Origin of the sequence: Bradyrhizobium sp. SZCCHNR1043 (assembly GCF_032489675.1) — a bacterium.
Classification (GTDB): Bacteria; Pseudomonadota; Alphaproteobacteria; order Rhizobiales; family Xanthobacteraceae; genus Bradyrhizobium.
The window spans coordinates 169,874-196,121 of the sequence record NZ_JAUEYN010000004.1; the positions used below are offsets into that span (position 1 = coordinate 169,874).

Annotated in this window: 30 protein-coding genes; 29 read left to right on the forward strand and 1 reads right to left on the reverse strand. The window is 62.3% G+C overall.

The window, feature by feature from the left end; translation table 11 throughout:
* The first annotated feature begins 15 nt into the window (after positions 1-15).
* The 13 genes from QX039_RS08405 to QX039_RS08465 all read left to right on the forward strand — a co-directional run bounded on the left by QX039_RS08405 (position 16) and on the right by QX039_RS08465 (position 11,515).
* The gene (locus tag QX039_RS08405; protein WP_315772969.1) at positions 16-897 is read left to right on the forward strand and encodes a hypothetical protein; all 882 of its coding nucleotides are present in this window, start codon (positions 16-18) and stop codon (positions 895-897) included.
* Between the two features lie 571 nt (positions 898-1,468).
* Entirely contained in the window at positions 1,469-1,696 is a 228-nt protein-coding gene (locus QX039_RS08410; RefSeq protein ID WP_315772971.1) for a hypothetical protein, read from the forward strand.
* Entirely contained in the window at positions 1,693-2,220 is a 528-nt protein-coding gene (locus QX039_RS08415; RefSeq protein WP_315772973.1) for a hypothetical protein, read from the forward strand. The genes QX039_RS08410 and QX039_RS08415 overlap by 4 nt, the downstream gene beginning before the upstream one ends.
* Positions 2,221-2,347: 127 nt before the next feature.
* On the forward strand, positions 2,348-2,974 hold the full coding sequence (locus QX039_RS08420) for a winged helix-turn-helix domain-containing protein (RefSeq protein ID WP_315772975.1): 627 nt from the start codon (positions 2,348-2,350) through the stop codon (positions 2,972-2,974).
* 6 nt (positions 2,975-2,980) lie between these two features.
* Positions 2,981-5,029: a terminase gpA endonuclease subunit gene (locus QX039_RS08425; RefSeq protein WP_315772977.1), complete on the forward strand. Its 2,049-nt coding sequence runs from the start codon at positions 2,981-2,983 to the stop codon at positions 5,027-5,029.
* Positions 5,030-5,209: 180 nt separating this feature from the next.
* Positions 5,210-5,410, forward strand: a complete 201-nt coding sequence (locus tag QX039_RS08430; protein WP_315772979.1) for a phage head-tail joining protein — start codon at positions 5,210-5,212, stop codon at positions 5,408-5,410.
* 4 nt (positions 5,411-5,414) lie between these two features.
* On the forward strand, positions 5,415-6,947 hold the full coding sequence (locus QX039_RS08435; protein WP_315772981.1) for a phage portal protein: 1,533 nt from the start codon (positions 5,415-5,417) through the stop codon (positions 6,945-6,947).
* Complete coding sequence (locus tag QX039_RS08440) at positions 6,947-8,986, forward strand: prohead protease/major capsid protein fusion protein (protein ID WP_315772983.1); 2,040 nt, start codon at positions 6,947-6,949, stop codon at positions 8,984-8,986. Before QX039_RS08435 ends, QX039_RS08440 begins: the two co-directional genes overlap by 1 nt.
* A 78-nt stretch (positions 8,987-9,064) precedes the next feature.
* Positions 9,065-9,397 carry a DUF2190 family protein gene (locus QX039_RS08445; RefSeq protein ID WP_315772985.1) on the forward strand — a complete coding sequence of 111 codons (333 nt, stop codon included), beginning with the start codon at positions 9,065-9,067 and terminating at the stop codon, positions 9,395-9,397.
* 11 nt (positions 9,398-9,408) lie between these two features.
* Complete coding sequence (locus tag QX039_RS08450; RefSeq protein ID WP_315772987.1) at positions 9,409-9,813, forward strand: hypothetical protein; 405 nt, start codon at positions 9,409-9,411, stop codon at positions 9,811-9,813.
* Positions 9,810-10,637: a hypothetical protein gene (locus tag QX039_RS08455; protein WP_315772988.1), complete on the forward strand. Its 828-nt coding sequence runs from the start codon at positions 9,810-9,812 to the stop codon at positions 10,635-10,637. Before QX039_RS08450 ends, QX039_RS08455 begins: the two co-directional genes overlap by 4 nt.
* Entirely contained in the window at positions 10,621-11,307 is a 687-nt protein-coding gene (locus tag QX039_RS08460) for a phage baseplate assembly protein V (RefSeq protein ID WP_315772989.1), read from the forward strand. The genes QX039_RS08455 and QX039_RS08460 overlap by 17 nt, the downstream gene beginning before the upstream one ends.
* Positions 11,308-11,314: 7 nt before the next feature.
* Entirely contained in the window at positions 11,315-11,515 is a 201-nt protein-coding gene (locus QX039_RS08465; protein WP_315772991.1) for a hypothetical protein, read from the forward strand.
* Here QX039_RS08465 and QX039_RS08470 read toward each other — a convergent pair.
* Positions 11,507-12,082: a DUF4145 domain-containing protein gene (locus tag QX039_RS08470; protein WP_315772993.1), complete on the reverse strand. Its 576-nt coding sequence runs from the start codon at positions 12,080-12,082 to the stop codon at positions 11,507-11,509. The two genes, QX039_RS08465 and QX039_RS08470, sit on opposite strands and share 9 nt — an antisense overlap.
* 69 nt (positions 12,083-12,151) lie before the next feature.
* On the opposite strand from QX039_RS08470, the gene QX039_RS08475 reads away from it, so the two are divergent.
* From QX039_RS08475 to QX039_RS08550, 16 genes are all read left to right on the forward strand, one after another.
* Positions 12,152-12,343, forward strand: a complete 192-nt coding sequence (locus QX039_RS08475; protein ID WP_315772995.1) for a hypothetical protein — start codon at positions 12,152-12,154, stop codon at positions 12,341-12,343.
* Entirely contained in the window at positions 12,343-12,753 is a 411-nt protein-coding gene (locus tag QX039_RS08480) for a GPW/gp25 family protein (RefSeq protein ID WP_315772996.1), read from the forward strand. The genes QX039_RS08475 and QX039_RS08480 overlap by 1 nt, the downstream gene beginning before the upstream one ends.
* Complete coding sequence (locus QX039_RS08485) at positions 12,750-13,661, forward strand: baseplate J/gp47 family protein (RefSeq protein WP_315772997.1); 912 nt, start codon at positions 12,750-12,752, stop codon at positions 13,659-13,661. The genes QX039_RS08480 and QX039_RS08485 overlap by 4 nt, the downstream gene beginning before the upstream one ends.
* On the forward strand, positions 13,654-14,934 hold the full coding sequence (locus QX039_RS08490) for a phage tail protein I (RefSeq protein ID WP_315772998.1): 1,281 nt from the start codon (positions 13,654-13,656) through the stop codon (positions 14,932-14,934). Before QX039_RS08485 ends, QX039_RS08490 begins: the two co-directional genes overlap by 8 nt.
* 10 nt (positions 14,935-14,944) lie before the next feature.
* The gene (locus QX039_RS08495; protein ID WP_315772999.1) at positions 14,945-17,224 is read left to right on the forward strand and encodes a hypothetical protein; all 2,280 of its coding nucleotides are present in this window, start codon (positions 14,945-14,947) and stop codon (positions 17,222-17,224) included.
* Positions 17,225-17,236: 12 nt separating this feature from the next.
* On the forward strand, positions 17,237-17,572 hold the full coding sequence (locus QX039_RS08500; RefSeq protein ID WP_315773000.1) for a hypothetical protein: 336 nt from the start codon (positions 17,237-17,239) through the stop codon (positions 17,570-17,572).
* 51 nt (positions 17,573-17,623) lie between these two features.
* Positions 17,624-18,856, forward strand: a complete 1,233-nt coding sequence (locus tag QX039_RS08505) for a hypothetical protein (RefSeq protein ID WP_315773002.1) — start codon at positions 17,624-17,626, stop codon at positions 18,854-18,856.
* Position 18,857: 1 nt separating this feature from the next.
* A complete protein-coding gene (locus QX039_RS08510; protein ID WP_315773003.1) occupies positions 18,858-19,472 on the forward strand; it encodes a hypothetical protein in 615 nt (204 codons plus the stop codon).
* A 70-nt stretch (positions 19,473-19,542) separates the two neighbouring features.
* Positions 19,543-20,790 carry a phage tail protein gene (locus QX039_RS08515; RefSeq protein WP_315773005.1) on the forward strand — a complete coding sequence of 416 codons (1,248 nt, stop codon included), beginning with the start codon at positions 19,543-19,545 and terminating at the stop codon, positions 20,788-20,790.
* Between the two features lie 69 nt (positions 20,791-20,859).
* Positions 20,860-21,396 (forward strand): phage major tail tube protein, encoded by a 537-nt coding sequence (locus QX039_RS08520; protein WP_315773007.1) that lies wholly within the window; start codon positions 20,860-20,862, stop codon positions 21,394-21,396.
* 53 nt (positions 21,397-21,449) lie between these two features.
* On the forward strand, positions 21,450-21,755 hold the full coding sequence (locus QX039_RS08525; protein ID WP_315773008.1) for a hypothetical protein: 306 nt from the start codon (positions 21,450-21,452) through the stop codon (positions 21,753-21,755).
* Between the two features lie 140 nt (positions 21,756-21,895).
* Positions 21,896-23,986 carry a hypothetical protein gene (locus QX039_RS08530; protein ID WP_315773010.1) on the forward strand — a complete coding sequence of 697 codons (2,091 nt, stop codon included), beginning with the start codon at positions 21,896-21,898 and terminating at the stop codon, positions 23,984-23,986.
* Positions 23,986-24,408, forward strand: a complete 423-nt coding sequence (locus QX039_RS08535) for a phage tail protein (protein WP_315773012.1) — start codon at positions 23,986-23,988, stop codon at positions 24,406-24,408. The genes QX039_RS08530 and QX039_RS08535 overlap by 1 nt, the downstream gene beginning before the upstream one ends.
* A 3-nt stretch (positions 24,409-24,411) precedes the next feature.
* Complete coding sequence (locus QX039_RS08540; RefSeq protein WP_315773014.1) at positions 24,412-24,642, forward strand: tail protein X; 231 nt, start codon at positions 24,412-24,414, stop codon at positions 24,640-24,642.
* A gap of 4 nt (positions 24,643-24,646) precedes the next feature.
* A complete protein-coding gene (locus QX039_RS08545) occupies positions 24,647-25,756 on the forward strand; it encodes a late control protein (RefSeq protein ID WP_315773016.1) in 1,110 nt (369 codons plus the stop codon).
* Positions 25,757-25,787: 31 nt separating this feature from the next.
* A complete protein-coding gene (locus QX039_RS08550; RefSeq protein WP_315773018.1) occupies positions 25,788-26,240 on the forward strand; it encodes a hypothetical protein in 453 nt (150 codons plus the stop codon).
* The last annotated feature ends 8 nt before the right edge of the window (positions 26,241-26,248 follow it).

Sequence of the window (26,248 nt, forward strand, 5' to 3'; positions counted from 1 at the left end):
AACATTGAGAACAGCATGAAAAAGCCGATCGATATCGAAAAGCTCTTGCAGTGGGCGATCAGGGATGAGCTGCCCAAGGGTCAACGCGTTGCAGCGTCCTCATGGGACGTGATCGAGCAGTTTGGGATGCTCGGCACCAAGGTACAAACCAGCGGTTTCAATGCGGACTCGTTCGGCATGGTCCCGGGCGAGCCCGACGAAGATGCGTTGGTGATTGCCGGCGCTGTGAGGGCGCTGGAGCGCGAGGCGAGATTTGATCATCTCGCGGACGTCCAATCGTTGTTTGGCGAATGGGCGGCCATCGCTGGCGATGCTCCGGGCCTTCTGCTGATGAGCACGTTCGATCCGGCCGCGCTGGTGATCTCATGCGCGACACAGGGCACGCGTCCGAAATGGGCGTTCGAAAACCCGACGCCTCGTCAGCAATTCGCGCAGACAGCCACCAAGCCGCGTCCGATCGTCCATGGGATCGATCGCAGCGGCGAAGTGATGGAAATCAGGCCGACCAGGAAAACCGGCAAGTATCCAGTGACCATGCGCCCGCGCTCGCCGCTGCTCTGGCATGATCCGGCGCCGCTTCACGTTGGCGAGTGTCGCGCTGAATGGGTCTGCTGGCACGGTGCGCTCAACACGTTGGCCGCCGCGCTCTCCGGCAAGCTGCGGGCCTACGAGCCCGCGCCCACCACTTTGCCCCTGATGCCGTGGATCACAGGCATGGATGAGCCGCGCATCCTGCAGGGCCGCGATCTGTCGGCAGTGTCGGCCTTCGATCCTCGCCTAGCCCCGGTGCGGAATATCGTGACGCCCGAACCTGTTTCGTCCCCGATAGAGGCGCAAACGGCCGCCTCATACGCAAAAGCGTCCCGCCTGAAAATGAAAAATGCGAAAGCAGCGTAATGGCTTACGGGACACATGGGCCAGCCTCCCTTTGACAGGGGGGTGATTGCTTGACATAGCTCCGGACGCCTCAAAAGGTCTCAGAGAAGAAACAAACCCATCGGTGCCCCGGCGGGTTTTGTGTTTCGTGCGATACAAAGCGAGGACGGACCAATGAAGTAGCAGCCGGGTTATCGGTTCATGGCTGTAGGTCGGGCGCTGGTGCTCGGCCGGGAGACGGCACTGCCGCACATGGCGGTGAAACATAGCAACCCTAGCCGCAAGGCCTGTTGCATCCTACTGACGACGCAACGCGCTTGCCTATGAGCAGCGCAATCACCCCTGACGGGCGACCAATCGCACGGTCGTAAAACACGGCGAGTATGCAGGGCGCTTTGATCCTGCCGACCAGCCCGGGGCGCACGCCGGGCACCCTTTCGCCCATGTAGCTCAATCGAGAGCAGCCAAACGCGGCGCGTGATGGCCGTATCCATCCGTGGGCAATCCAACATCGTCACGGCGCGGCAGGCGACCGATAGCAAACAACGCAGCGCAAGAGCGCGCGCGTGACGATTCCATTCGAGGTGCAGACATGAGCAGCCAGCCAAGCAAGCGCTATGTTCTCCATCCCGGTCACGTCCGCAGCGCGTATGATGGCGAAACCCACTTCATCGACGGCCTGGCGCTCGCTGGCCTCTACCACGTAGACCCTCGGGAATGCGTGTCGTGGTATCCCGGCATGCTGCCGCTCGCTGGCGCGGTGCATCTCTATCCGCGCGATGATGGCCGCTATTCGCTAGAAGCGGCGGCTGCATCATGAGCGGTTTCGACGTCAAAGTTGCGGGCAACATCGGCACCATCCTTGGACCGATATCGAGCCTAGCAGCCGGCGGCGGCAGGCAGGCCCTGCAAGAGGGATTGAGCGACGGCGGCGACAAGGTGCGCACCAAGGTCCGCAAGGCAGTGAGGGCGCAAACCAACCCGCTCAAATACGAAACCATCACGTCTCGCGTAGACGGCAAGCGGTTTGGGCTCGCCTACATCATCAAGGGCGATGGCAAGAAAACGCCAATCGCGTTGTTCCCGCACTCTGTCGCGGGGGCGGTGACTGCAGCACCGTGGGGGGTCTCCCGCACATTCAAGCGCTCGTTCGTCCGCCCTGACACTGGCGCGCTCTCGGCGCGAACGACTTCCAAGCGCTTCCCTGTTCGCAAGCTCTACGGGCCGAACATGGCGAAGGAAGTCGTCAAGGGGCAATCGCTGGCAGCGTTTGAGGCCGGGGCAAGCACTGATGTGCTGCCCGCGATCGAGCGGCGACTAGCGCGGCTGCTCGCCAAGGGGTGAGGGCAGGCGTTCCGACGTCGGCGGCGGGTGTTCTCGCCGTTCGGGCGCGGGTCCTTCCCGAGCCCGGGGGGGCCGCGCGGCGCGCGCAGTCCGGGACTTTTCCCAATTTCGGTTTTGAAAATCAGGGTTGACGACGTTGACAGAGCACCCCCCAAAAGTTGACGGGTCGGGCCTGCCGGCGGACCCCGCGCCGTTCGCGCCGTTCATGACCGTTTCTGAAATCGCTGAGCGCGATGGCGTGTCGAAACAGGCCGTTTCGAAGCGCGTCAAGGCCATGGTCGAGATGCACGGGCTTGAGGTTGAGCTTGACGGGCAAGGCCGCGTGGCTCGCATCAACGTTGCCCAATACGACCACCTCCGCGACCGTCACGGTGACCCATCGAAAGACCAGCGGCCGGAGATGCCGGAGCCGGCGGCGCCTGCCGCGGATAGCTACGAGGAAGCCCTACGGCTCAAGACCCACTATGAGGCCGTGCGCCGGGGATTGGAGCTTGATGAGCACATTGGGAAGCTTGTCCGCGTGGATGAGCTGGTCAAGGTCGGTGACGAGATCGGCGCGAAGGTCGCGCAAGTCATCGGCTCGCTCGACAACGAGGCGGAGGCCTTCGCCATGGCGCTCGATCGCGACGGCGCGCACGGCCTCCGCGTCCTTCTGAAGCAAACACGATATCGGATGCTGACCGAGGTGGCTGACGCGCTCTCCGCGCTCGCCAAGCTCGCCGCGCAGAAGGCGAGAGCGTCCGCAGAGGACTAACATACCATGCGTTCGCATCCGTCCGCGCTCGCCCTGGTCGCCGAGCGGATGGCGAACGTGATCAGGCCCCCGACGCCCGTTCCCGTCGCTCAATGGATGAGCGAAAACATTGTTCTCGTTGACGGCCCGGAGCAGGGCAATCTCTGGAACGCGAAAGGCGCGCCGTACCTTACGGAAATCGCCAACTGCCTTTCGGAGGACCATCCGTGCAACTTCGTCACTGTGCGGAAGTCGCAGCAGACCGGTGCGTCTATCTTGGCGCTGGGATGGTGCCTGTACGTGGCCGACCGCGAGCCGGCAAACCTGCTCTACGCGGTGCCCGGTATCGACGCGCTCAAGGAGGTGAACAACGGCAAGCTCCAGCCGCTGATTACCGCGTGGCAAAAGAAGATCGGCCGCAAGGTCCTAGAGTCGAAACAGGACGAAAAGGAATTCGCTGGCGGGCGGCTGATCCTTGCGAACGCTAACAGCGTCTTGGACCTCTCGTCGGTGACCATCAAGAAGGGCGTTCGCGACGAACTATCGAAGTGGACGGATATTCCTGGCTACGGAGATCCTGAGAACCTGTTCTTTGGCCGGTTCACGGCGTTCCGGCGCAAGAAGACGTTCAAAATTCTGGACATCTCGACGCCGGAAATCGACACGGGAGACGAAACGGGCGAGACCGAGGGCCATTGCCGCATTGACCGGCGCTTCAAGCTATCGGATCGGCGCTTTTGGCACTGCCTCTGCCCCGAGTGCGGGCAGTTGTTCGTTCATCGGGATGAATTCCTGATCGTTGATGAGCAGCATCTGCACAAGAGCCGCTATCAGTGCAGTTGCGGGCACCATATCAGCGACGCGGAGCGCATCTTCGCTATCGACAACGGCGAGTGGATACCGACCTACGCTCTTGGCGACCATCCGGGGTTTCATATCGACGCTTTCATCAGCAAGATGATGTCGTATGAGGCTATCGCGGAGGAAAAGCGCAAGGCCAAGACCGAAACCGGCCGGAAAGACTACTCAAACCTTGTGCTCGGGCTAGCTTTCAGGCTCCGGAGCGACGCGCCGGAAGTCGAAAAGCTGATGATGCGCCGCGTTGAGTGGATGAAGCGCGGGCATATCCCGCCCAAAGGCATCCTCTTGACCGCGGCAGCCGACGTTCAGATGCGCGGCATTTGGCTGGAGATCGTCGCCCATGGTTCGAACCGCGAAACGTGGCTTGTTGATGCGCTTTACATCGACGGCGACACCGCGAACCATCGCGGCGAGGTGTTCAAGCGTCTCCGCGAGCTGACGCTTGATCGGAAATTCCCTGACGCCTTCGGGCGGGAGCGGACGATAGACGCGCTCGCGATCGATACCGGCTACCGGGCGAACACGGTCTATGGCTGGGTCAGGGAAAACCAGCGGCTGCACCCTGACACGGGCTATGAGCTGATCCTTGCGACAAAAGGCATACCGGGTTGGGGCAAGCCTGCAATCGGAACCCCGACGCTGCAGGACATCGACCTCGGCGGGCGCAAGATCAAGCAGGGCGCGAAGCTTTGGGGCGTCGGCATCTGGCCGCTCAAGGCGGATTTCTATTCGTTCCTGCGCCAAGAGGGCATGAAGGCCGGCGCGGAAAGGGACCCTGACGGCTACTGCCATTTCGGCATGTGGGTGGATGAGGTCTATTTCAAACAACTAACCGGCGACCGCCTTGAGGACGTGAAGGTCAAAGGCCGCGTCGCCGGCAAGAAGTGGGCGCAGATCAAGGACAACCATTTCCACGATTGCCGCATCTACAACGTGGCAATGGCGGAATATCTCGGCATGTCCTCCACCACGGATGAGCAATGGCGCGACCTCGCCTTGCGCCGCGGTCTGCCCGACGAACTAAGCGAGCCGAGCCTATTCGGAGGCTCGATCGCGCCGGTTGCTGATACGTCGAACGCACCTCGCACAAATGACAGTGACGGGACGCAGCAACCGGCAAACACCCGCGACCCCGAGCCGGAGACCGATCAGCCGCATGGCGGCGAGGTCTACGAGACTTGGTTAGGTCGCGATACGAGCAATTGGCATCGCTGATTGCTCGCCGTTCGCGCTGGCGACTTGGTCGCAGCGCGGTAACCGCATCACCTGATGGCAGCCGGGTGCGCGATGGGGCGCGGCGCCTGGCGCTCGGTGATGCGGGTCAAGGCCGCTCGGACAAGCGCATGGTGGGCGCGCTGTCCGGGCGGCCTTTCTCTTTTGGAAAGGCCCTCGGGAATGTGGACGAAATCCGACCTCGACAAGCTGGATGCGGCGATAGCGACCGGCGCGAGCAGCGTGCAATTCGGCTCCGGCGACAACGCTCATAGGACCGAGTTTCGCAGCCTCGATCAGATGCTGACCATCCGTCGGCTGATCATTGCCGATGTCTACGGCACTGCGTCGCCCGTCACGTTCGTCTCTCACACCAGGGACTGACCGCATGTCGATGTTTTTGAAGGCGCTCGCGTGGGTGTCGCCGCACGCCGCTGCATCGCGCATGGCGGTCCTCTCCGCGATTGATGTCAAGCGCTCCTATGACGGCGCGACCATGGGCAGACGCGGTGCCAGCTTCAAGGGCGCGAAGGCTGATAGCGCGAATGGGGCGCTCGGTCCGTCCCTCGCCAAGCTTCGCGAACGCTCCTCCGACCTCGTGCGCAACACGTGGATAGGCTCTCGTGCCGTTGACGTTCTCACGGCTCACACGATCGGCACGGGCATCACCGTGGCTTGGAAGGATAAGCGCCTTCAAGACCTATGGGATGAATGGTGCCTCGTTGCGGATATCGAGGGCGAGAAGAGCTTCCCCGGTATTCAGAACGTTGCCTATCGGTCGGCGCTGGAGCGCGGAGACTCGGGCGTCCGGATGGTGCCTCGCAAGATCGGCTCGGGTCGCGCTGTGCCGCTGGCGCTGCAATGCGTTGAGGGCGACGTGATCGCAACGGAACGCGATGGCGTGTTTGACGGAAGGCGGTCGCGGCTCGGTGTCGTGCTTGGTGATTGGAATGAGCGCCTTGGATATTGGCTCTACAAGGATCATCCCTCCGAACCGACGCTCTGGAAAACGCCGCAACTGATACCGGACTTCGTTGAGCGCCGGGACTTCTGCCACATATACCGGCCGCTGCGCGCCGGGCAGGTTCGCGGCGTCCCGCTGCTCGCTCCGGTAATGCAGAGCACGCGCGATTATTACGACGCTCTTGACGCCATGGTGGTCAAGCTCCGGATGGAAGCTTGCTACGGCATGATCATCAATTCCAATGATCCTGTTGCGGGCGTGGCCGCTGCGGCGGCTCGGAAGGATCGAGACGGGCGCAATATCGAGGGCATGGCGCCGGGGATGATTTACCGGGCGGCGCTTGGCGAGACCGTGACTGCGTTTTCTCCATCGGGGGCAGGGCAGTTCGAACCAGTCGGGATGACGGCGCTCATGGGCATCGCCTCGGGCGGCATGATCACTTACGACCAACTGACCGGGGACCTCCGGCAGGCGAGCTATTCGTCAATGAAGGCGGGCGAAAGGATTTTCAAGCGCCTCGTTGAGCAGCAACAGTGGCTAACGCTCGTGCCGATGCTGATGCATCGGGTGACGGAGCGGTGGCTTGATATCGCCATTGCCGCCGGCAAGGTGAAGGAGCGCAAGGCCCCGTACCTCCGTGAATACGTCATGCCGGCGGTGGTGCCAATCGATCCTTTGAAAGACCTGAAGGCCGATATTCTTGCCGTGCGCGCCGGGCGCATCTCGCCACAGGAATTCATCAACGAGTGGGGCCGCGACTGGCGCAAGGTCTTGGCCGAGACCAAACAGTTTTGGGCCGATGCCGACAAAGACGGCCTGGTGCTCGATATCGATCCTCGCCGCGTTGACCAATTGGGAGCGGCGCAAAAGGACCCCGACGCAAAGGAAGATGTCGCGTCGGATGACGACACGCCGGCTGGCGGCACAGAGAAGCAGCCGGCAGATAGCGAGGCTTGATGAAGAAACACAAGACGCGGATGCGCTCAATGGCGCGTCCGCGAATGACGCCTGATGGCTTTGAGCCCGGATTGGTGATCGCGCGCGCCGCGACCGATGACCTTTCCGCCCGGTTCACGGCATCAAGCTACGACGCGGAGACGCATACGGTTGAGGCGGTGTTCTCGGCCGGCTCGCGCGTCGCGCGATGGGGCGCTTACGAAGAGCTGGAAATCTCCGTTCTTGCCATCGACCTCAACCGCGTGGCGCTCGGACAATGCAGGCTCCTCGACACGCACAAACAGGACTCGGTCGATAGCATTCTTGGCATCGTCGAGTCCGCACGGATCGAGGGCGGCTTGCTCGTTGGCCGCATTCGGTTCGCTGATACGGACGCCGGCCGACGCGCTGAGGGCATGGTTGCCCGCGGCGAGCTGACGGGCATTTCGGTCGGCTATCGGGTGACGACTTGGACGCTCGCGTCACTTGAAAACGAGGTTGAGGTTTGGCGCGCGGTCAAATGGGAGCTGCTTGAAGTCTCCCTTGTGGCCGTGCCTGCCGACCCACAGGCGTCAATTCGATCGACGCCGGTTGAAACGCAACGGGTCGATGACCCAAATCCTACGGAGAATGACGACATGCGGCGTAATGCTGCCCCGACCGCCGAGCCTTCGGCAACGACCACGACCGTGCCCGCGCCGGAGACCCGCTCCGCGCCGGCTCCGCAGCCTGCGCCCTCGGTGGCCGCGCCTGCGCCGACCCTCGACCTGACTGCAGAGCGCAGCCGCGTGGCCGACATTATGACCATCGGCACCCGCGCCAATATGTCGAATGACGATATCCGCGCGGCCATCTCCGGCGGCGTCTCGGCCGATGCGTTCCGCGCCCGAGCCTTCGAAGCGCTCGCCGCTGCGGCGGACGCAACGCGCTCCAGCCCCGGCCTTTTGGTGCAGGTGACGCAGGATGAGACCGAGACCCGTGTTCGCCAGTTCACGGATGCGCTGACCGTCCGCATGGGCGGTGTCTCCGCGCTCCGCGACGAAGAGGGCAATGTGCGCCCGCTGGATGCCGGCGCGCGCGCCTTCCTGAATTATTCGTTCGCCGAAATGGCGGCCGTGGTGACCGGCTCGCGCTCCATGCTGCGCACGTCGGCCGATCGCGAAGAAGTCCTCCGCCGCGCGATGCACACGACCTCGGATTTCCCGGTCATTTTTGAGTCAACCATCAACCGCGTGTTGGCCTCGCGCTATCAGCAGGCGGCGGCAACCTATCGCGAGATTTCGGTCCGCCGGAACTTCGTGGATTTCCGGCCGCACACTCAGGTGCGCGTCGGCGACTTCCCGCAGCTGCAGCCGGTCAACGAGTCGGGCGAGATCAAGTTCGGCACGTGGGGCGAGAGCAAGGAAAGCATCTCGGTTGCGCCTTACGCCATTCAGTTCGCTATCTCCCGGCGCATGCTGATTGACGACAACATCGGCGCAATTGACCAGATGCTCGGCAGCTACGGCGACAGCGTGTCGCGTTTCGAGGAAGGCATCTTCTACAAGATGAAAGCCCTCAACGGCGGCGCCGGGCCGATGCTGCAGGAAGGCAAGAAGCCGGTCTTTGATGCCTCCCGCGAAAACCTCGCCGCGGTCGGCGGTGACATCTCGGCGGACGGCCTGTCGATCGGCCGCGCCGTGATCCGCAAGCAGACCAATCAGAGCGGAGCAAAGCTCAACCTGAAGCCGGCAATCCTGCTCGTTGGTGCGGATCAGGAAACGAACGCGGACAAGGCGCTTGCGATCATCACCCCGACCAGGGAGGGCGATGTCAACCCGTTCGGCGGCAAGCTGCGGACCGTGGTTGCGCCGCTGGACGGTGATCAGTGGGAGCTCTACGCGGAGCCCTCCGCTGCCCCGGTGTTCGTGTGGGGCATGCTGGACGGCTACGAGGCCCCGCGCATGCGCATCGAGAACCCGTTCGGTGTGCAGGGCGTCGGCATCTCGCTGGAGCATGACTTCGGCTGCGGCGCTATCGATTACCGCGGTGCCTATCGCTCGCCGAACGTCGCGAAGTAATCGGCTCGCGCAAGCGGAAACCATCGGGGGCGGCCTTCGGGTCGCCCCTTTGCGTTCTCGATCAAGGAAACAACGGAAGTGAAGAACAAAATTCAACACGGCAAGGTGCTGACGTTCACTGCGCCGGCCGGCGGCGCCGTCTCGGGCAACGGCTACCTCATTGGCGTCATCTTCGGCGTCGCTGCCATCTCGGCCGACGAAGGCCAGCCCTTCGAACTGGACCGTGAAGGCGTCTACACGCTGCCCAAGAAGACCGGCGAGGCCTGGACCGAGGGCGCGGCCCTGTATTGGGACGCCGCAAACGGCGTGCTCACGGTCACCGAAGGCGTGTTGCCGCGCGTCGCTGCCGCAACCGCCGCCGTTGCCGCCGCGGTGACGTCGGGGCCGGCGCTGATCCTGCCGCCCGCATAAGAGGGCGCATCATGTCTCTGTTCATGGCCTTGGTGCAGATTTCGTCAAACACTGTCGATGCTGTCATGGGCGAGCGCATCCGCATCACGCCATGGACAGAGGCGGTTTACTCGGCCGGCAGCGTGGACACGACGCGGTCGGTTGCCGATGTCACGGGCGCCTATCGAGAGACGGACAAGCAAAAGCGCATCACCAATTCGGCGCCGGAAGGGCGCGATTTCGCGCGCCGCTTCGTCACGCCCAAGATTTGGTTCTCCGTGCAGGGCTCCGAGCTGAAGGGCGTTGAATATCGCCAAGGTGACCGCATCACCCGGCTGGAGTTGCCGGGCCTGCCCGAATTCACCATTTCGCTGATCGAGCCGCTTGATGATGGGCGGCTGGCAATCAGCGTCCAGACACTGGAGCCCGCCGCATGAGCCTTGCAGTCTGCGCCGTTCGCATCTGCGCCTACATGGCGTTGAAGAACGCCACCTCTGTTGGCGATCGCGTTTTTGATAGCGTGGTCGATCCCCGCGCGTTGCTCGGCAAGGATGCGTCGCCGACCATCGTTGTGCTCGCCGAGCAGGGCAAGAAAATCATCATGGGGCGGGACCTTCTCGCCGCGGAACACTCGGTTGATTTGGCGTTTGAGATGTTCGTCGCGAAGGCGACCACCATCACAATCCCGGCGGCGCACACGGACAGCGGCGAGGATGAGCCGGCCGATATCATCGAATACGCGGCGACCGATGCGGCCTATGAAAATCGGCTGCGCCGGATCGCCTACGAAATCGACGCAGTCCTGACCGGCGACCCCGGGCCTTGGGCCGAGATGTTCCGCCGCCTTGTCGTGCGCTTCCTGCCGGATGCCGGTTGGGGCCGTGGTGCCGATAGCGACGGCGGGCGCAAGTTCAACTTCATCCGCGAAATCTATTCGGTCGAGCCGGTGGCCGATCCGGTGCGCGGCGCGCCGCTCTCCGAATTGTGGTCCGATCTTCTCGACCTGATGGCGACTGTCCCAGACCTGAAGCCGCTCTCGCTCGATTGGCGCTCGCTGATCACAACCCTGACGCTGCCCGCATGGCGCTTGGCTGCCGCGACGCTCGGCCTGACCTATCGCGAGCTGCGGAGCATGGGCTTGGCGCCGGCGCTCGATCATCAGGCAACCGACGTCGCGGAGCCCGCCGTGCTGGCCTCCGTGACGCTCGATCCGGAGGATTTCGCGATCTATCAGGATGCGGCGGGTGGCAGCGCTACATGAGCAAATCGTCTCGCTGATGCGGGATGTGGCGGACCTGAAGCGACGCGCCGACACGATGGTTCGCCATGGCAAGGTCGTCAAGGTCGATGCCAAAAAGCACGTGGTCAAACTCCAGATCGGCGGCACGGATGAGGAGCCGCAGGAAAGCCCGTGGGTGCCTTACGCGCAGATTGCCGGCGCGCTGAAGGTGCACACGCCTCCGAGCGCCGGGCAGCAAATGACGCTGTTCTCGCCCACGGGCGACTTTCGGCAAGGCCTGTGCCTGCCGCTGACATGGTCCGACGATAACCCGTCGCCATCGGACGCGCCGGACCAACACATTCTGACGTTCGAAAACGTCAACATCACAATCAAAAAGGACAGCGTGAAGCTCACGGTTGGTGATGCCTCGATCGAGGTCACGAAAGACTCGATCAAGAACATTGCCAAGGAAGTCATCAGTTCGAAGGTAGGCGATGGCAGCGACATCGAACAGAAGAGCGACACGATTACCTCAACCGTCTCGGGCTCCGAGATCGAGCAAACGGGTTCGGCCGTGAACGTGACGGCCTCCGCCGTCCGCACGGTCGGGCGGACGTATCTCGGTGTCGATGGCAAGGGCGAGTCTCCGGAAATGCAGGTACTGCTGATCGGCGACATCCCCGCAAAGCAAACCTTATCCAAGCAGTGAGAAAGACATGGCGAACAAGAATTACAACCTGACCGACACCGCCCCGCGCGAGCTGAGGCGCAAGGCGGGCAAGGCCGGCACGATTATGTTGAGCGATCGTGCCGCGCGTTTCGAGCTGAGGCGCGGTACGATCGAGCTTCCGGGCGACACGGCCGGGTCGGCTCCGGACGTGCAGGCGGCATCAAGCGATAGAGTCGGCTCAATCTGATTGCTTTGGAAGCTTGTTCAGTACCGCGCGAAGCAGTTCGATGAGCATGCGCGTTTCACGTACGAGTTCGATCGCTTCTCCGGGCGTCATCTTTTCATCGTTTGAGTGCGCCACGGCATTTCGGGCCTTTCGAATAGTATTGAATAGACCGATGACGCTCCCGCTAATCAGTCCCGCCTTGTTCAATTGTGCAAGGACTTCGTTCAGATTTCGATGAGGTCTGTTGTCCGGCAACCGCGACCGGATTTGCAAGAGAACCGACTCCAGTTCTTTGTATTCTTGAAGCACTGCCGCTTCTGGGAATTTCTGCGCCAATTGAAGTACCGTGGGATCCAGGACGACAACGTCAGGTGGCGGTCCTTTCGTTTCGGCCTCCACTCGTTTTGCCTGCTCGGTGACCTTCTCCAACTGATCGGCAAAATCTACGTTCACACCTGCGGCAGCGAGTTTTTTGATCTGCCCAAGCAGGCGCCCCACCTGAGGCCGAAATAAAATCAAAATAATAACAGTAGCCACCGGCCAGGCAAGTGACCCGACCAAGCTCGCAAAAAACTGCTTCCAGTCCATAACCAGCCCCCGTGCGACTCTAACGTAGTGTAGTCGCTCACCTGAACCATGCACAACAGAGGAATTGATATGGACCTCATCTTGACCGTGCTCGGCATTCTTGCCGTCGCGTGCTATTTTATCTTCCGCAAGATGTCGCCTAAAAAGGTCGCGACAGTTGCGCCGAACTCAGCGTCTGTTCCGTTCGATACAAATTCAGCCTCCGCTCCGGCATTCGCGCCCGGGCCCGTTGCTCAGACCGGGACCTCGGCGGCGGGCTGATGGCAGGCATCAACCGCGCCACCGGAAAGGCGCTCGACGGTTGGGGTCATGTGGTGCAGTCGCTGCACGTTCTGTTCACAACGCATATCGGCGCACGTCTTATGCGCCGATATTTCGGCAGTGAGGTGCCGCCGCTGCTCGGCGAGAACCTGACCGCACGGACGGTGACGCGCTTTTGCTACGCAATCGTTGTGGCGATCGAGCTATGGGAGCCGCGCTTCCGAGTGACGCGGGTCTACTTCAATCCAGCCGGCAACAAACCCGACCAACTGCGCTCCGGCAAGCTCTCCATGGCTATTCATGGGCAGTACCTGCCGCGCGGCCATCTCGGCGACCCGACACCTGCGCGCGGTGACTACATCCTCGCGATCGGCGCCGGAGATGGAAGCATAACGGTGCAACCAGCATGACCCGCTTTACCAAGCTCGATCTGTCCCAATTGGCCCCGCCGGCTCTCATTGAGACGGTGGATTACGAGGCCATCCTCGCCGATCAAAAGGCCTGGGTACAATCAACCTGGGACGCTTACCGCGTGGGGCGTCCCGACCTTCCGCCCCTCGACACGCTGATGCTCGAGACCGAGCCGATCGTGATCATTCTGGAAGCGGTAGCCTATCGCGAGACTTTGTTGCGGGCGCTGGTGAATGACAAGGCCCGTGCGTTGCTCCTGGCCTATTCGGTCGGAACCGACCTCGATCAGCTGGGCGCGCTCTTTGACACGCCGCGGCGCCTGATCGACCCTGTGAACAAGATTTATCAATCGGATGCCGAGTACCGCGAGGAAATCCAGATGGCCCCGGAGGCGTTCTCCGTCGCTGGCCCGGAAGGTTCCTATGTTTACTTCGCCCGGCGTTCGCATCCGTCGCTTAGTGACGCGGTCGCGCTCAATCCGCAATCCAACCGGGTTGACGTTGTGGTGCTGGCGCGCGACGGAAACGGCGTTGCGACATCGGAGGCGGTGACGGCGGCCTATAACGCGTTGTCGCCCAGGACCACGCGGCCCCTGACTGATGACGTGCACACCATGTCGTCAAAGCCCATTGATGCCGCGGTACGCGTCTTGATCCAGATCGGGGGCGGCCCTGCGCCTGAAACGGTGCGAGCGAACGCAACCAAGGCTTTGGACAACTACCGGCTCTTGCGTCGGCGCATCGGTATAGCGCTCCGGACTGACGGGCTGATTGGTGCGGCTCGATCCGGGGCGACGGGTATCGAGAAAGTCATCGTGGAAAGCCCGGCGGCGGACGTGATCCCGGATGGCTACAGCCACGTGAATGTCACCTCGATAACGGTTGACGTCGAGGTGATCGATGACTGACCTCGCGGAGATTGACGACCCCGACATCCATCTATTGCCCTCGAATGCCTCTCCGCTTGAACGGCTCATGTCGGCAAGCGCCCAAAGGCGGTTCGATGGCATCCCGACGCCCATTGAGACGATCAAGCGGCCCTTTGATGCGCCTCTCAACTTTCTCCCGCATCTGGCGTGGGAGGTGTCGCTAGACGTTTGGGAGGAAGATTGGCCCGAATGGCAGAAGCGGAGGGCCATCGCCAATTCGGTCCATCTGCACAGGATCAAGGGCACGCTGCCGGCCTTCGTCGGATGGCTGGAGGTGATCGGCGCCGAGCTGCAAAGCTACGTCATTCCGCCGGTTGGAGCCTATGCCGCGCCGAGCGCAACGCCGGAGGAGAAGGCCGCCTTTGCGGCGCAGTTTCGCGAGCTGCGGATTTATCTGGAAAGCGACTACGGCACTGCGGATGCCGACCTCTACACGGATGACGGCTTTTCCGATGATGAGTTCTTCACGGTCTCAACCGCCGCTGATCGCTACGGCAACCGGGCGTGCCTCGTTGACAAGGGCGTAAGCACTCCAGTGCCGATGCTTCCGGTGACCTGGGCGGGAGCCAACGCGATCAACGAGGGCCTAATCGGGGTGGTCATCCCCGGCGAGGATGACGGCGGATTTTTCATCACTGATGCGCCGGTTGATGCGGCTTTCGTGACGGCAGCAAAGATCACGTCAAAGCTGCTGACCATCGCGGCCGATCGCTCCTATGTGCCGGTGACACCGCAGCCGGTCATCTTGCCGAGCGACACCCCGCCGATGACGCTCATGAACGTCATTCCGGAAAGGATCGCGACCACGGGCACCATCGGCCCCGACGTGCTCCACGTGGAAGCCGGCTATGTGGGAGACTATCTGGGCGACAAGGATAGCTCGCTGCGCATCTATGATCGGTATTACCTCTACGACGCGACCCGCGTTGTGGGGACGCCGGGCAGCGATGGCGGGTTCTTCCTCGATAGCACGCGGCTGGAAATCCCGCCGTTCTACGCAGAGATGCGGGTCCACTTCGGGGGCTCGGCTCCGGTGCCGTCGTTCATGCTTGATGACGGCTTTGTTGATGAAGCCTGCACTGTCCCGGTTCAAGGCCAGTTAGACCGCGTCGCTGCAGCTCTGCGCGCCGCGAAATCCCATCGTGATCAGATCTGGTTCACAACGCAAATCTCACGCCCCGTTGAATTTGACGACGCGGTCCCGCTGGACGGCTCGATCGCGTTTGACGCTGAAATTCCGCTCTACGACTGACAGAGGTAAAATGGAACAAATCGTAAAGTTCGGCGCGCGCCAAAAGGTGACCGTCGATGACATCAACAATCTCGGCCTCTACGCACGTGACAGCATGGACCATGTCGTCAGTGACGCGCTTGTCCCGACCGCGAAGTACGCCGGCGGGGACGTCTCGATCAGCGGCACCACCACCATCAAGGTTGCAACGCCATTCCGCCTCTGGAGCCAAGGCCGCGTTTACGGCAACGAGACTGACAACGGCGTCACCATTGACCTGATCGGCCAGCTTCCGACCACGGGTTTCAAGCGCATCTGCGCTATCTGCCTCGTCGGCCTTGATCAGGCGGACAAGGTTGAGGAGCGGGACTTCCTCGTTAATGCCACGACGCGCGAGACGCAGGCGCAGCCCACGGCGACCCGCGACATTCGCACGGCCTCGGTGCAGGTGGTTGCTGGCGCTGCGGCTGTTGACCCGGCTGCGCCCGCGGTGCCGATCGAGGCCCTGGTTATGGCCTATGTTACGCTGACCCCGAGCGCGGTGCAGGTGGTGACGCAGGTGACCGCCAACCGGCTCGCGTCGCTGGTGGACGTGGATGGCCGGCTCGTTGTCGTCGAGCAGTGGAAGGACATCACGCAGCCGATCATTGACGGCATGCGCTCGGACATTGCCAAGCTGCAGCAGCAGGCGCAGGGCAACCAGTCCAAGGGAATGACCGTCTACCTGCTTGAGCAGGTGGCGCGCCTCTCCGACATGGTCGGCGTCGATGACGCGGCGAGCTACAGCAAGACCGATTGGTTCCTCGATCAGCGGGACTCCGACATCACTGACCCGCGCTATGTGGCGAAGGTGGAGGAGGGGTTGCGCTTCGCCGATGCCAACGCGGAAACGTCGTCGCCCGTCCTGTCCAACCCGGCCGATACCAAGTTTGTGGTTGGCTCGGATGGCTTGCTGTTGCCGGCCTTCACGTCGGTGCCGCTGGTCTCGAATATAGGCAAGGACAGCGAGGTCGCGCTTTCGAATGCCGGCGCGCAAAACATCACCTCCGTGCAGCGCACGGTTTCGCAGACCCGCATTCGTTGGGGCACCACCTATCTGATTTGCACCAACTCGGCGATGTGGCAGAGCGGCCGTTATGACCCGGTGTCGGGCATCTTCACAGACGCGGCCGGCAATACCTATCAGGTGCTGGACCCGCAGCTCGCGCTAATCAATCACCAGATGATCCGGATCGAACAGTTCTGGACTGACACGTATCAGGAAATCTATTGGGATACGATCGTCACCACGGCAGCTTTTGTCGGCAACGTCTGCTCGCAAACCTTCATGGCTCCGCGCGCCGCGTGGTTGACCAAGGTGCGGCTTGGCTTCAGCCGGTTGGACACGCAAGGCGACCTCCGCATCCTCATTGCGAAGGTGACCCCGTCGTCCTCGCCTGATCCGGTCAACGTCCTGCAAACGGTCACGGTCCCGGCTTCGCAGTTGAAGCTTTACCCGACCATCACGGACATCCCCATTCCGCCGGTCTATGTGGAGGCGGGGCAGCGGGTCGCGGTGATCATGATCACGCCGGGCAATCACTGGCTCGCGATGTGCGAAAACAACAAGTACGCGCAGGGGACGTTCTTCACCTCGACCGATGGCGCATGGTTCCAGGGCGATATCTCGCGTGATGCCTGCTTTGAAATCCAGGCTGCAGCGTTCTCCGCGCCGCGCGTGGTTATCGATCTCGATCCGTGGTCCTGCAACGGCGGCATGACGGATATCGACATGATGCTGACGCAGATTGCGCCGGACCCGACCAACATCGTCTTTGAGGTGAAGGTCAACAATGTCTGGTATCCGATTGCGGCGCCTCCGACCGCTACGACGCCGCATCCGCTGACCGGGCAGCCGGCCTCGGTAGGCGCGCGCATGACGCTCAACGGCACCACGGAAGTGATGCCGGGCATCTATCTCAATCTGTCCAAGGTGACGCGCTCGCGGCCGCGCACGGATGGCGTGCACGTTTCGACCGAGCGCGACGTCCCGGGACCGGTGACCGAGGTGCAGGTGATCGCGACGCTGGAGGACTTCCAGGCCGATTACAACAAGGTGGACGTGAAGCTCCTCACGGGCGGCACCTTCGCCAACCAGATCACGGCGAGCACCGTGGCTGATGTGCTGCAGCCGGACGGCTCGGTCCGGCGCACCTTCACGTATTCGGGCCTCCCGAGCCTGACGAAGTTCAAGCGCATGATCAGCATCGGCACCGACTCGCCGTTGCGGACCTTCCATGTCGCTTGCCTCACTGACGTTGCTATCCCGTAAGGAGCGGAAGACATGGCAGACACCAGCACGACCGGCGCGCAGGCCCCGGTTTCCACGGCGACCATCGTTCCCGTTGTGTCGTACGTTACAACGGCGACCAATACGGCAGAGACGGCCACACAGGCGTCATCCGTTGCGCCGGCGCCGAACGCTGCTCCGGTGGCGGAGAACGCATCAGCGCCCGCGGCTATCGATCCGGAGGCGCAATATCGGGTGAACCTCCGGACCTCAATTCGCGTCGGGCGCGCGAAGGTGCATCCCGGGCCTCGCGTCCTCCTGCGCGGTGACATCCTGTCATCGGTGCTCGCTTCTGACGGCACCATCGTCACCGGCTACGCGAAGGCCTGACACGATCGGCCGGGGCCTGGTGCTCCGGCCGATTTCGTTCAAGGGGGACAGATGAGCGATTACACACCCTTCCTGAGCAGCCAAATGAAGGTCTTGGGCGGCGCGGCCTGGGACCGGCTGATCAGGCAGATTGCGGCCGACCTCGCCGCGCTCTTCGAAAAGGAGGACGTGCAGACGCAATTGGCGAACTCGCTGCTCGCGCGCGGCCTGCAGGTGATCGAGGATTTGGTGTCTCCGGTCGCGCTGGATGCGCAGACTCGCGTTTCGGCGATCGATGCGCTGATCAATGCCGGGACCGAGACCGTCAACAGGTTCACCAAAACCTCGCAGGATCAGCTTGACGAAATCAGCGGCTATCTTTCGACCATCGAACACGGCGGCATCACGGCCAACCTTGTGGTTGAGACCGCGGCGCGCGTATTCGTGGATGCCGTGCTCAAGGCCAAGTTGGCAGCGATGTTTGCCAGTGATTTCCCGATTGCCCCGACGCCCGGCGCGAATGCTCCAGATGAGCAGATAGCGAATATGGCGGCCATTCGTGCTGCGCTTTCCTCGCTACTGGTCTCGCCGACCTTCACGGGGGCGCCAAAAGCGCCGACCCCAGAAACGGGCACGTCGGACGACACCATCGCGACCACGGCGTTTGTGCATGCGAACGTCGATGATGTGAAGTCTAAGGCCTTCAACAAGGCCGGCGACACGATGACCGGCAACCTCAACTTTGATACCCCGGCCGGAACCCCAATCCTGGTCACCTCGGGGCACGGCGGTACGGACGGATGGGGCTTCGCGCTGGACGATGGGGCGGGAAATTGGGGCCTCACGCATGCCGGAGCGGCGGTGCTGAAGCTCACGGCAGCCGGGGCTCTTTCGCTCACCGGCTCGCTGTCGGTCAGCGGAGCTGGCACGTTCGGGAGCGCGCAAGTCAATGGTGATGCCCGGCTCACGCGACCGAACACAAACACGGGTTATGTATTCTTCGGAACGGGCAGCAACTACATCGGCTTTGATGGGAGCAACATGGTGTCGCCCAATTGGCTGATATCGCCAAACGGGCAGCGGTACGCGGCTTATAACGAGCTGGGAGCGACTCAAGCGCGCTATGTCTTTGTTGGCGACATTGACACAGCGCGGTCGGGGAGCGCAGAGAGCGGGTCAGCCTGCGTGACAACGTGTTGGTCTGGCGTTAGTACGTGGACAGGTGAAAACTCCATACATTATCGCCTCCGGGCGCTTCAGTACTACATCCCCAGCGTTGGTTGGGTCGGTTTCGCATGGAGTTGACATGAATGTCTTTGATCATGGCACGTGGTCGCGATATCAGCCCGACACGATGCCGGATGGCTTCCCGGCGGGGCTGTTCGTCGGAGCGATCTTCATCAGGAACGACGTCAGCGGCGTCGATTGGTACGACTATCTGCGAGGTGGCAGTCTCGATGCCGTAAGCGTCAAGGCCGTGTGCCGCCAGATGAGCGGCGGGCATTGGATTGTGAGCGTCGCGACGGTTGAGCAATCGCGCCTGCTGCCGGATGGCTGCCGGGTGGTCGAGCTGTTTGACGCCATAGACTTCACGGACCCGAACGCCCCGGACCCGCAAAGCCTCTTTGGCGGGAAGATGTATGATCCCTCGACGAATACGCTCGTCGATGCTCCGGCTCCTCCGGTAATGATTCCGGACTCGGTGACCAAGCTCGGGCTCAAGCGGTCCTTTGATGAGCTTGGACAATGGGGCACGGTCAAGGCTGCAATCGCTGCCGATCCCAAGACGCAGGAGGAATGGGACCTCGCGACCTCAATCAAGCGAACTGACCCGTTGGTGCAAGGCGTCATCGCTGTACTCAACCTGACGAGCGATCAGGTCGACCAACTGATCATCCGGGCACATGCCCTCACGGCATAGCCGAACACCACACAACAACTGACCCCTTTGAAGGCCGTCCGTTCGGGCGGCCTTTTTCTTTGGAGACGAAATGACCGATCCGGTTTTTGGCATTACCATTACCCGCGACAATACCGACCCGAGGCCGGTAGTCGCATCTGACCTTTCTGTGGTGGGGCTTATCGGTCCCGCGCCCGCGGCGGACCCGCTCATCTTCCCGCTTGATACGCCGGTCTATATGGCGTCCTCCGACCCCGCCATGCTGACGGCGCTGGGCGCCGGGGATCTTCAGGAACAGCTTTCGCTGCTCAACGACCAGTTGGCCGATTACGAGGTTGCCGCCAAGACCGTCATCGTTCGCACCGAGGAAGGCAAGACCGAGGCGGAGACCATCGCCAACATTCTCGGCGTTGAGGCCGATCGGAGCGGCCTTTACGCCTTCCTGCTCGCCGGCCCCGAGCTGGGCGTCATCCCCCGCCTCATTGGCGTCCCGGGCTATACCCATCAGCGCAACGGCACCGACGCAAACCCCATCTGTGTTGCTCTGCCGGGCATCTTGGACAAGCTCATCGGTCACGCGGTCGTGGAAGGCCCGGGCACCAACGCCACGGCAATCAAGGCGTGGCGCGAGACGATGAATTCCAGCCGGCTCGTTCCAATCGATGCGTGGGTACGCATTCAGGCGGGCACCGAGGCTGTATCGGCTCCGGGCGTCGGCGCGGTGCTCGGCATCGGCGTGCGCCGGGATTACGAGAACCGGGGCGTTCCGGGGAAGTCCTTCGCCAACCAGGCGGTGCAAGGCATCCTTGGCCCTAACCGCTTCGTGCCGTTCTCGCTCACGGACGGTGCGACAGAGGGGCAGGACATCTTGAGCGCCAATGTCGGCGTCCTGCTGCGCGGCGAATTGGGCGTGGAAACCGCCATCGCGGACAGCGGTTTTGTGTTCGTGGGAACGGACAACGCGGGTACGGACCCGCTGTGGCAGTTCTACAGCGTCACCCGCATGCGGGATTACATCCACCTCGGTTTGCTGAAAACGCTGCGGCTGTATCTCGGCGGGAACAACATCACGCGCCAAACCGTGCAGGCGCTGCTCAACACGGCCTCGCGCTTCCTGCGCGATCTTGTCGCGACCGATGACATTCTCGGCTTCAAGGTCGGTTTCGAGCCGAACAAGAATTCGCCGGAGAACCTGCGCCTCGGAAAGCTGCGTTTCTACTTCCAGGCAGAGGAGCCGCCCGTCCTGCGCCGGATCGACATCGACTCACGCCGTTACGAGCACGCGTTGGAAATCCTGATCGCCGATCTTGCGGCCGACACCAACGACTTGACGGGCTGATCGGCCTGCGCCTCGCCGATCGCGGCGGGGCGCTTCCTCATTCCGGAACACCAATAAGGATCACGCCACATGGCGAATACCGTCTACGTCCAGACCGCGGCCAACCTGTTTTGCGGCGACGACGACCCGACCAAGTCCAAGCACCTCACGCTTGAGGAAATGCGCCTGCCGTCGCTGGAGGAGAATTACGGCGAGCACACGCCCGGCGGCGCGCTGATTGGCGTTGAATTCTCGCTCGGCATCAAGAAGCTGGAGGCCGGCTTCAAGCTGAAGGGCTTCGACCCCGACCTGTTGTCTCAGTTCGGCCTCGGGAGCAAGCAGCGCAACGTCTACACGTCCTATGGCGTGATCGTTGACAAACGCACCGGGCGCGCGATCGAGAGCAAGGCGATCATTGAAGCCCGGCTCGGCCGGATCAGTCAGGACGCATTCCAGCGCGGGCAGTTGGCCGGCTGCGACTATGCGCTCAACGAAATCGTGAGCTATCAGCTTTGGTTCGACAACAAGGAAAAGATCGCCTGGGATTTCTTCACGAACGTGTGGCGCATCGACGGTATTGACCAGAATGCCGACGAAAACACCATCCTCCGCATCGGGACGGCTTAACAGGCCGTCTACTGCACGCGCTGTCCCATCCGAAAATTCACGGACCATCACCCATGACTGACGAAGTTGAGACCCAAGCCGCTCCGGTGGCGCCGAGCTTTGTTGACGGCCGCACCAAGACCATCCCGCTTGAATGGCCGCTCGAATACGACGGCGAGATTTATACCGACGTCACCGTGAGGCGCATGACCGGTGCGGAAGTGTCGGCGTTCTTCGCGCAGCCGGAGGAGACGCGGCGGTTGCCGATGTTCAATTGCCCAGCGGAGGTGATTGACGCGCTGGACGCTGACGACGCGGCCACCGTGAGCAAGACGGTGATGGATTTTTTGCCCCGCTCGATGCGACCGGCGAGCGGATAAATCCGCTCGCTGTTCGTTTCTATGTGAGCTTCACGGCCCATTGGCTTCACACGCCCATTGACCGGCTGCTCGCAATGGATTGGCTCGAATTGATCGGCTGGTTTCAGCAGGCGGTCGAAATACGAAAGATGGGATAGCCGATGGCAAATCTCGTATCGAGCTTGATCATCAAGCTTGTAGACGGCATCAGCGGCCCGGCAAAGGGCGCGGCCGCATCGCTCAAGCAGGTTGAGCAAACCGTCGCGCAGGTGGGCAAATCTGCCGGCGGCGCCGAAAAGGTCGCCAAGTCAATCCAGGACATAAACAAGGCCGCGTCCAACAACGCGGCCATCGGTTGGTCAAAGGGGTTCGCGGCCGATATCGGCAAGCTCGGCCTGTCGGCTGACAAGGTGAAGGAGCTGGAGCGCACCTTCAAGGATTTCTATTCGACGCTCGGCAAGGGCAAGACGCTCCTAGACAACCTGCCCAAGCTTGATGTTTGGGAAAAGGACACGCTCGGGCATCTGCGCCGGGTTGAGAAAGAGGCAAGGAAGCTCGGCGGCGGGGGCGGCTCCGGCGGAGGCGGAAACGGTTCCGGCGCGTCGGCGGGGGGCGGACAGGGCAATATCGCGGGCCTGCTTGGCCTGGCTCGCGGCGCGCTGCCGACCATCGGGGCGGGCTATGCCGCCTATAGGCTCGGCAAATTCACGGTCCACAACGAGGCGGATTGGCAGCGGGAGAAATGGCGCGGCGCGCTGTCGGGCATGACGCCGGAGGAGATCGCGGAGGCTTCTGCGAAGGCGCATGAGCTGTCCATGAAATACAAGAACGTCGGACAGCAGACCGCAATGGAGCATATCCGCAAGCTGCGCGGCACGCTCGGCGACCAGCATCATGCCTTGGAATTTGCCGAGCAGATCGTGCAGGCGCAAAGCGTGCTGTCGTCCGGCCCCGGCGGCGCCGAAGGCGGCCAACACGACCTTGAGCAGCTGACAAAGGGCTTGGAGGGCGCGGGTTATGCCGGTTCGCCTGACAAGTTCGGGCGCATGCTCAACGCCTTCGTGAAGGCGAAAAACCTCTACGGCGAGACGTTGAGCGGCGAGGACTTCCGTACCTATCTGCAGCGCTCGAAATCGTCAAAGCTCGGTCTTGATGAGGAATACCTTGCGCTGGTTGCGCCGACGATGATCCAGCATGAGGGCGCGGACCAGTTCGGTACGGCGCAGGCGACTACGTTTAGCTCGCTGATCGGCAAGCGCCAAACGGATGCGGCAAAAAAACGGCTTCACGATTTCGGCGTGCTCGGCAAGGGCGATGAGCTGAAGGAAAAGGAGCTGTTTATCCGCAATCCCTACGAATGGGCGACAAAGTTTCTCAAGCCCAAGATGGAAGCGGCGGGCATGAAGCTGGAAACTGATGCCGGTTCGGCGGAGCGCAACAAGGCGGTTGACTTTCTGACGACGCATTTCAGCAATCGGAACGCGGGCGAGTATTTCGCCTCGCTCCTCGCCAATCAGGGCGTCATCGAAAAGGACAAGCTGAACCTGCAGAAAGCGAAGGGTATGGAAGCGGCGCAACAGACGACGCGGAATGACCCTTATCAGGCTTGGGCGGCCGTGGTTGAGCAATCGAAGAACCTTGCAACGAACATCTTCGAAAACGTCACCATCATCACCAACGGCCTCAATGGTTTGGCTTCCGCCCTGGCGACGCTCGCGGACTACTTCAAAGGCGATTGGTGGCAGAAGGTCAAGCCGGAGGACAAGAAGGCCTATGAAGACAAGGCATCGACCGGCTATCCGGGCGAGGGCCTGACATTCAGCCCCGATGACGCGGACAAGGTGGAAAAGGCGCGCAGAGACGCGGAGGCCGCGGAGCGTGACAAGCGGCGATCGGAGAACCCAAACACTTTCAATTTCGGCATGTTCGGCGATCAGCAGGGCACCGAGGCCGCGGCGGCCGGCGAGAAAACCGGCTCCAGCTTCCGCGAGAACCTGCAAGGCCAGCTCAAGGGCGCGGAGGACGACATCAACGCCTTTGTGGCGAAGGCGCTGAATAGTTTGAGCTTCAGCGCATCGCCAACGGTGACGCCGCAGATTGGCGGCGTACCGGCAAGCTCCGGCCCCGCGCCGGCAACGGCACCATCAGGCCGCAAGAGCAAGAAACAGAGCGCCTATGACGCGTCGATGCATCTCGGCGCGCTGACGGATGATCACATGCTCGGCAGCCTCCATGACCATGAGTTCGCATAATGCTGTACGCACTCGGGCCGCTCGATTTCGAGGTGGCGCCCTTCAATACGCATCAGTTCGGCCGCGACCACGCGGCCGACTTCGCGCCAAAGGACTTGCTCGGGTCGCGTCGCGGTCATGAGTTTGTCGGTGACGGCGAGGAAATCATCAAGATGGTGGGCAAGCTGTTTCCGCACAAACTCGGCGGGCTGGACTCGCTCGATATGCTCGGCGCGCTCCGGGAAAGCGGCGCGCCTCAATTTCTCCTGCGCGGCGATGGCGTCCCACTCGGCTGGTATCTGATCACGCACGTAAGCGAGACGTCGACCCATCTGGACGGGCAGGGCGTCGGGCGCATGATCGACGTTGAGATTGAGCTTGTGAAGGATGATCCGCCGGACCCGGCTGATTACGTCGCCTCGCTCTTCACGCTGTTCGGGTGACGCATGGCCGCAGCAACTGAAACATTGGTCGTGACCCGCGAGGGCATGACGCTGGACCTTGTCCTCTGGCAACACTACCGGCGCGAGGCCCCCGGGCTCGTTGAGCAGACGCTGGACCGAAACCCGACGCTGCCGCGTCAAGGCGTGGTGATGGCTGTCGGCACGAGAGTGGTTGTCGTGGTGCCGCGACCTCCGGAGGCGACGGCAACGAAGGTCATCTCGCTTTGGGATTGACGACATGGCTGTAAGACGCAAGGCCGCCTTCATGGTGACGGTTGGCGGCCGACCGGCTAGCTCTGCCTTCAATAGGCTGCTGACCGAAATTCAAGTGACCGACTCGGCGGGGCAGACGGCGGACACGGCGGCAATCGTGCTGTCGGACAAGGGCGGTGTGATCCTGCTGCCGTCAAAAAATGACCCGCTGCAAATTGCACTTGGCTGGGAGGGCGGCACGCTCGGGGTCGTGTTCGATGGCAAGATTGAGGAGGTGCGATCGACGGGCGGGCGGTCGCAGGGCCGAATGCTCTCGATCAGCGCCAAGTCTGCCGATACGGACAGCAAGATCAAGGAGCATCGGGAAAAGCACTGGGACGATAGCACGCTCGGCGACGTCTTGCAGGATGCCGGCGGCTATGCCGGCGTCTCAGTGCAGGTGCATCCGTCGCTGGCCTCGATCAAGCGCGATTGGTGGGGCATGAACGGGCAAAGCTTCATCGCGTTCGGCGACAAGATCGCCCGCGAGGTCGGCGGAATGTTCAAGATCAGGAACAACCAAGCCATCTTGGTGCCTCGCAATGAAGGCATTGGCGCCGGAGGCGCCGCGCTGACGACGATCACGGCACAATGGGGCAGGAACCTCATCGAATGGGACCTGACCCCGGCGCGCGGCCGGCCGCAGTTCTCCAGCTTCGCGACGCGCTGGTATGACTACGCGAAAGCCAAATGGAATAGGAAATCGGTAGAGGGGCAACAGGAGGCGCAGAGCGCCTCAACCGACCGATATTCCGAGTATGACGAAGACACGGCAGGCAACCGCGCAGGATCTTCGAAAAAGGGCGGAGACCGCGAAAAGGGCGGGGGCACTGTGGTGATTGACGGCGAGCCCAACGCCAAGGCTGAAGCCAATTGCAACATCATCGGAGCTCGTCCCGGTATTGACGGCACCTACCGCATTGACAGCGCAAAACATCAGTACAGCCGCAGAGGCGGTTACGTCACGTCGCTAACGGTCAAGGAGCCGGACGGCGACGCGGGCACCGATGGCCGGACGCCAACCGATGGCGGCGGCGGATCATCAGGCGGCACCCCGGAAGCCGGCCAAGCGGCCGGCGCGGGCAACGTCGGCTAACTCAACTCACGTTCAGATCACAGGACTGACCATGCGAATGCTTTTCGCAATGGTGGTGCTTTGCCTGATCGCAAGCACCGCCAGCGCTCGGCCGCGCGTGCATCACGCCCGGCACCATCACACGCATCACCATCATCACCACAAGCGGCATCACAAGGCGATGCCCTCGGCGGTCCCGGCGCATCGGGAGGCTATCGGCGTACGTCCGATGGCCTGCGCCGGCATCCCCTGGTGTGGCTGCTGGCTGCGGCTCCGTCACGGCCTCAATGACGTGCGGCTCAATCTCGCGGCGCGATGGGCGAGGCTGGGAAGCCCGGCAAGCACGTGTCGGCCGGGTCTCATTGCCGTGTGGCCGCATCACGTCGGCGAGGTCACGGCCTGCCTGAGTGGCGGCTTGATCCGGATGATTTCGGGAAATGACGGACACGCCGTGCGCGACCGCGTGCGGCCGTTGGGGCGCGCCGTTCTTCGCGACCTTCAGTGAGGGGGACC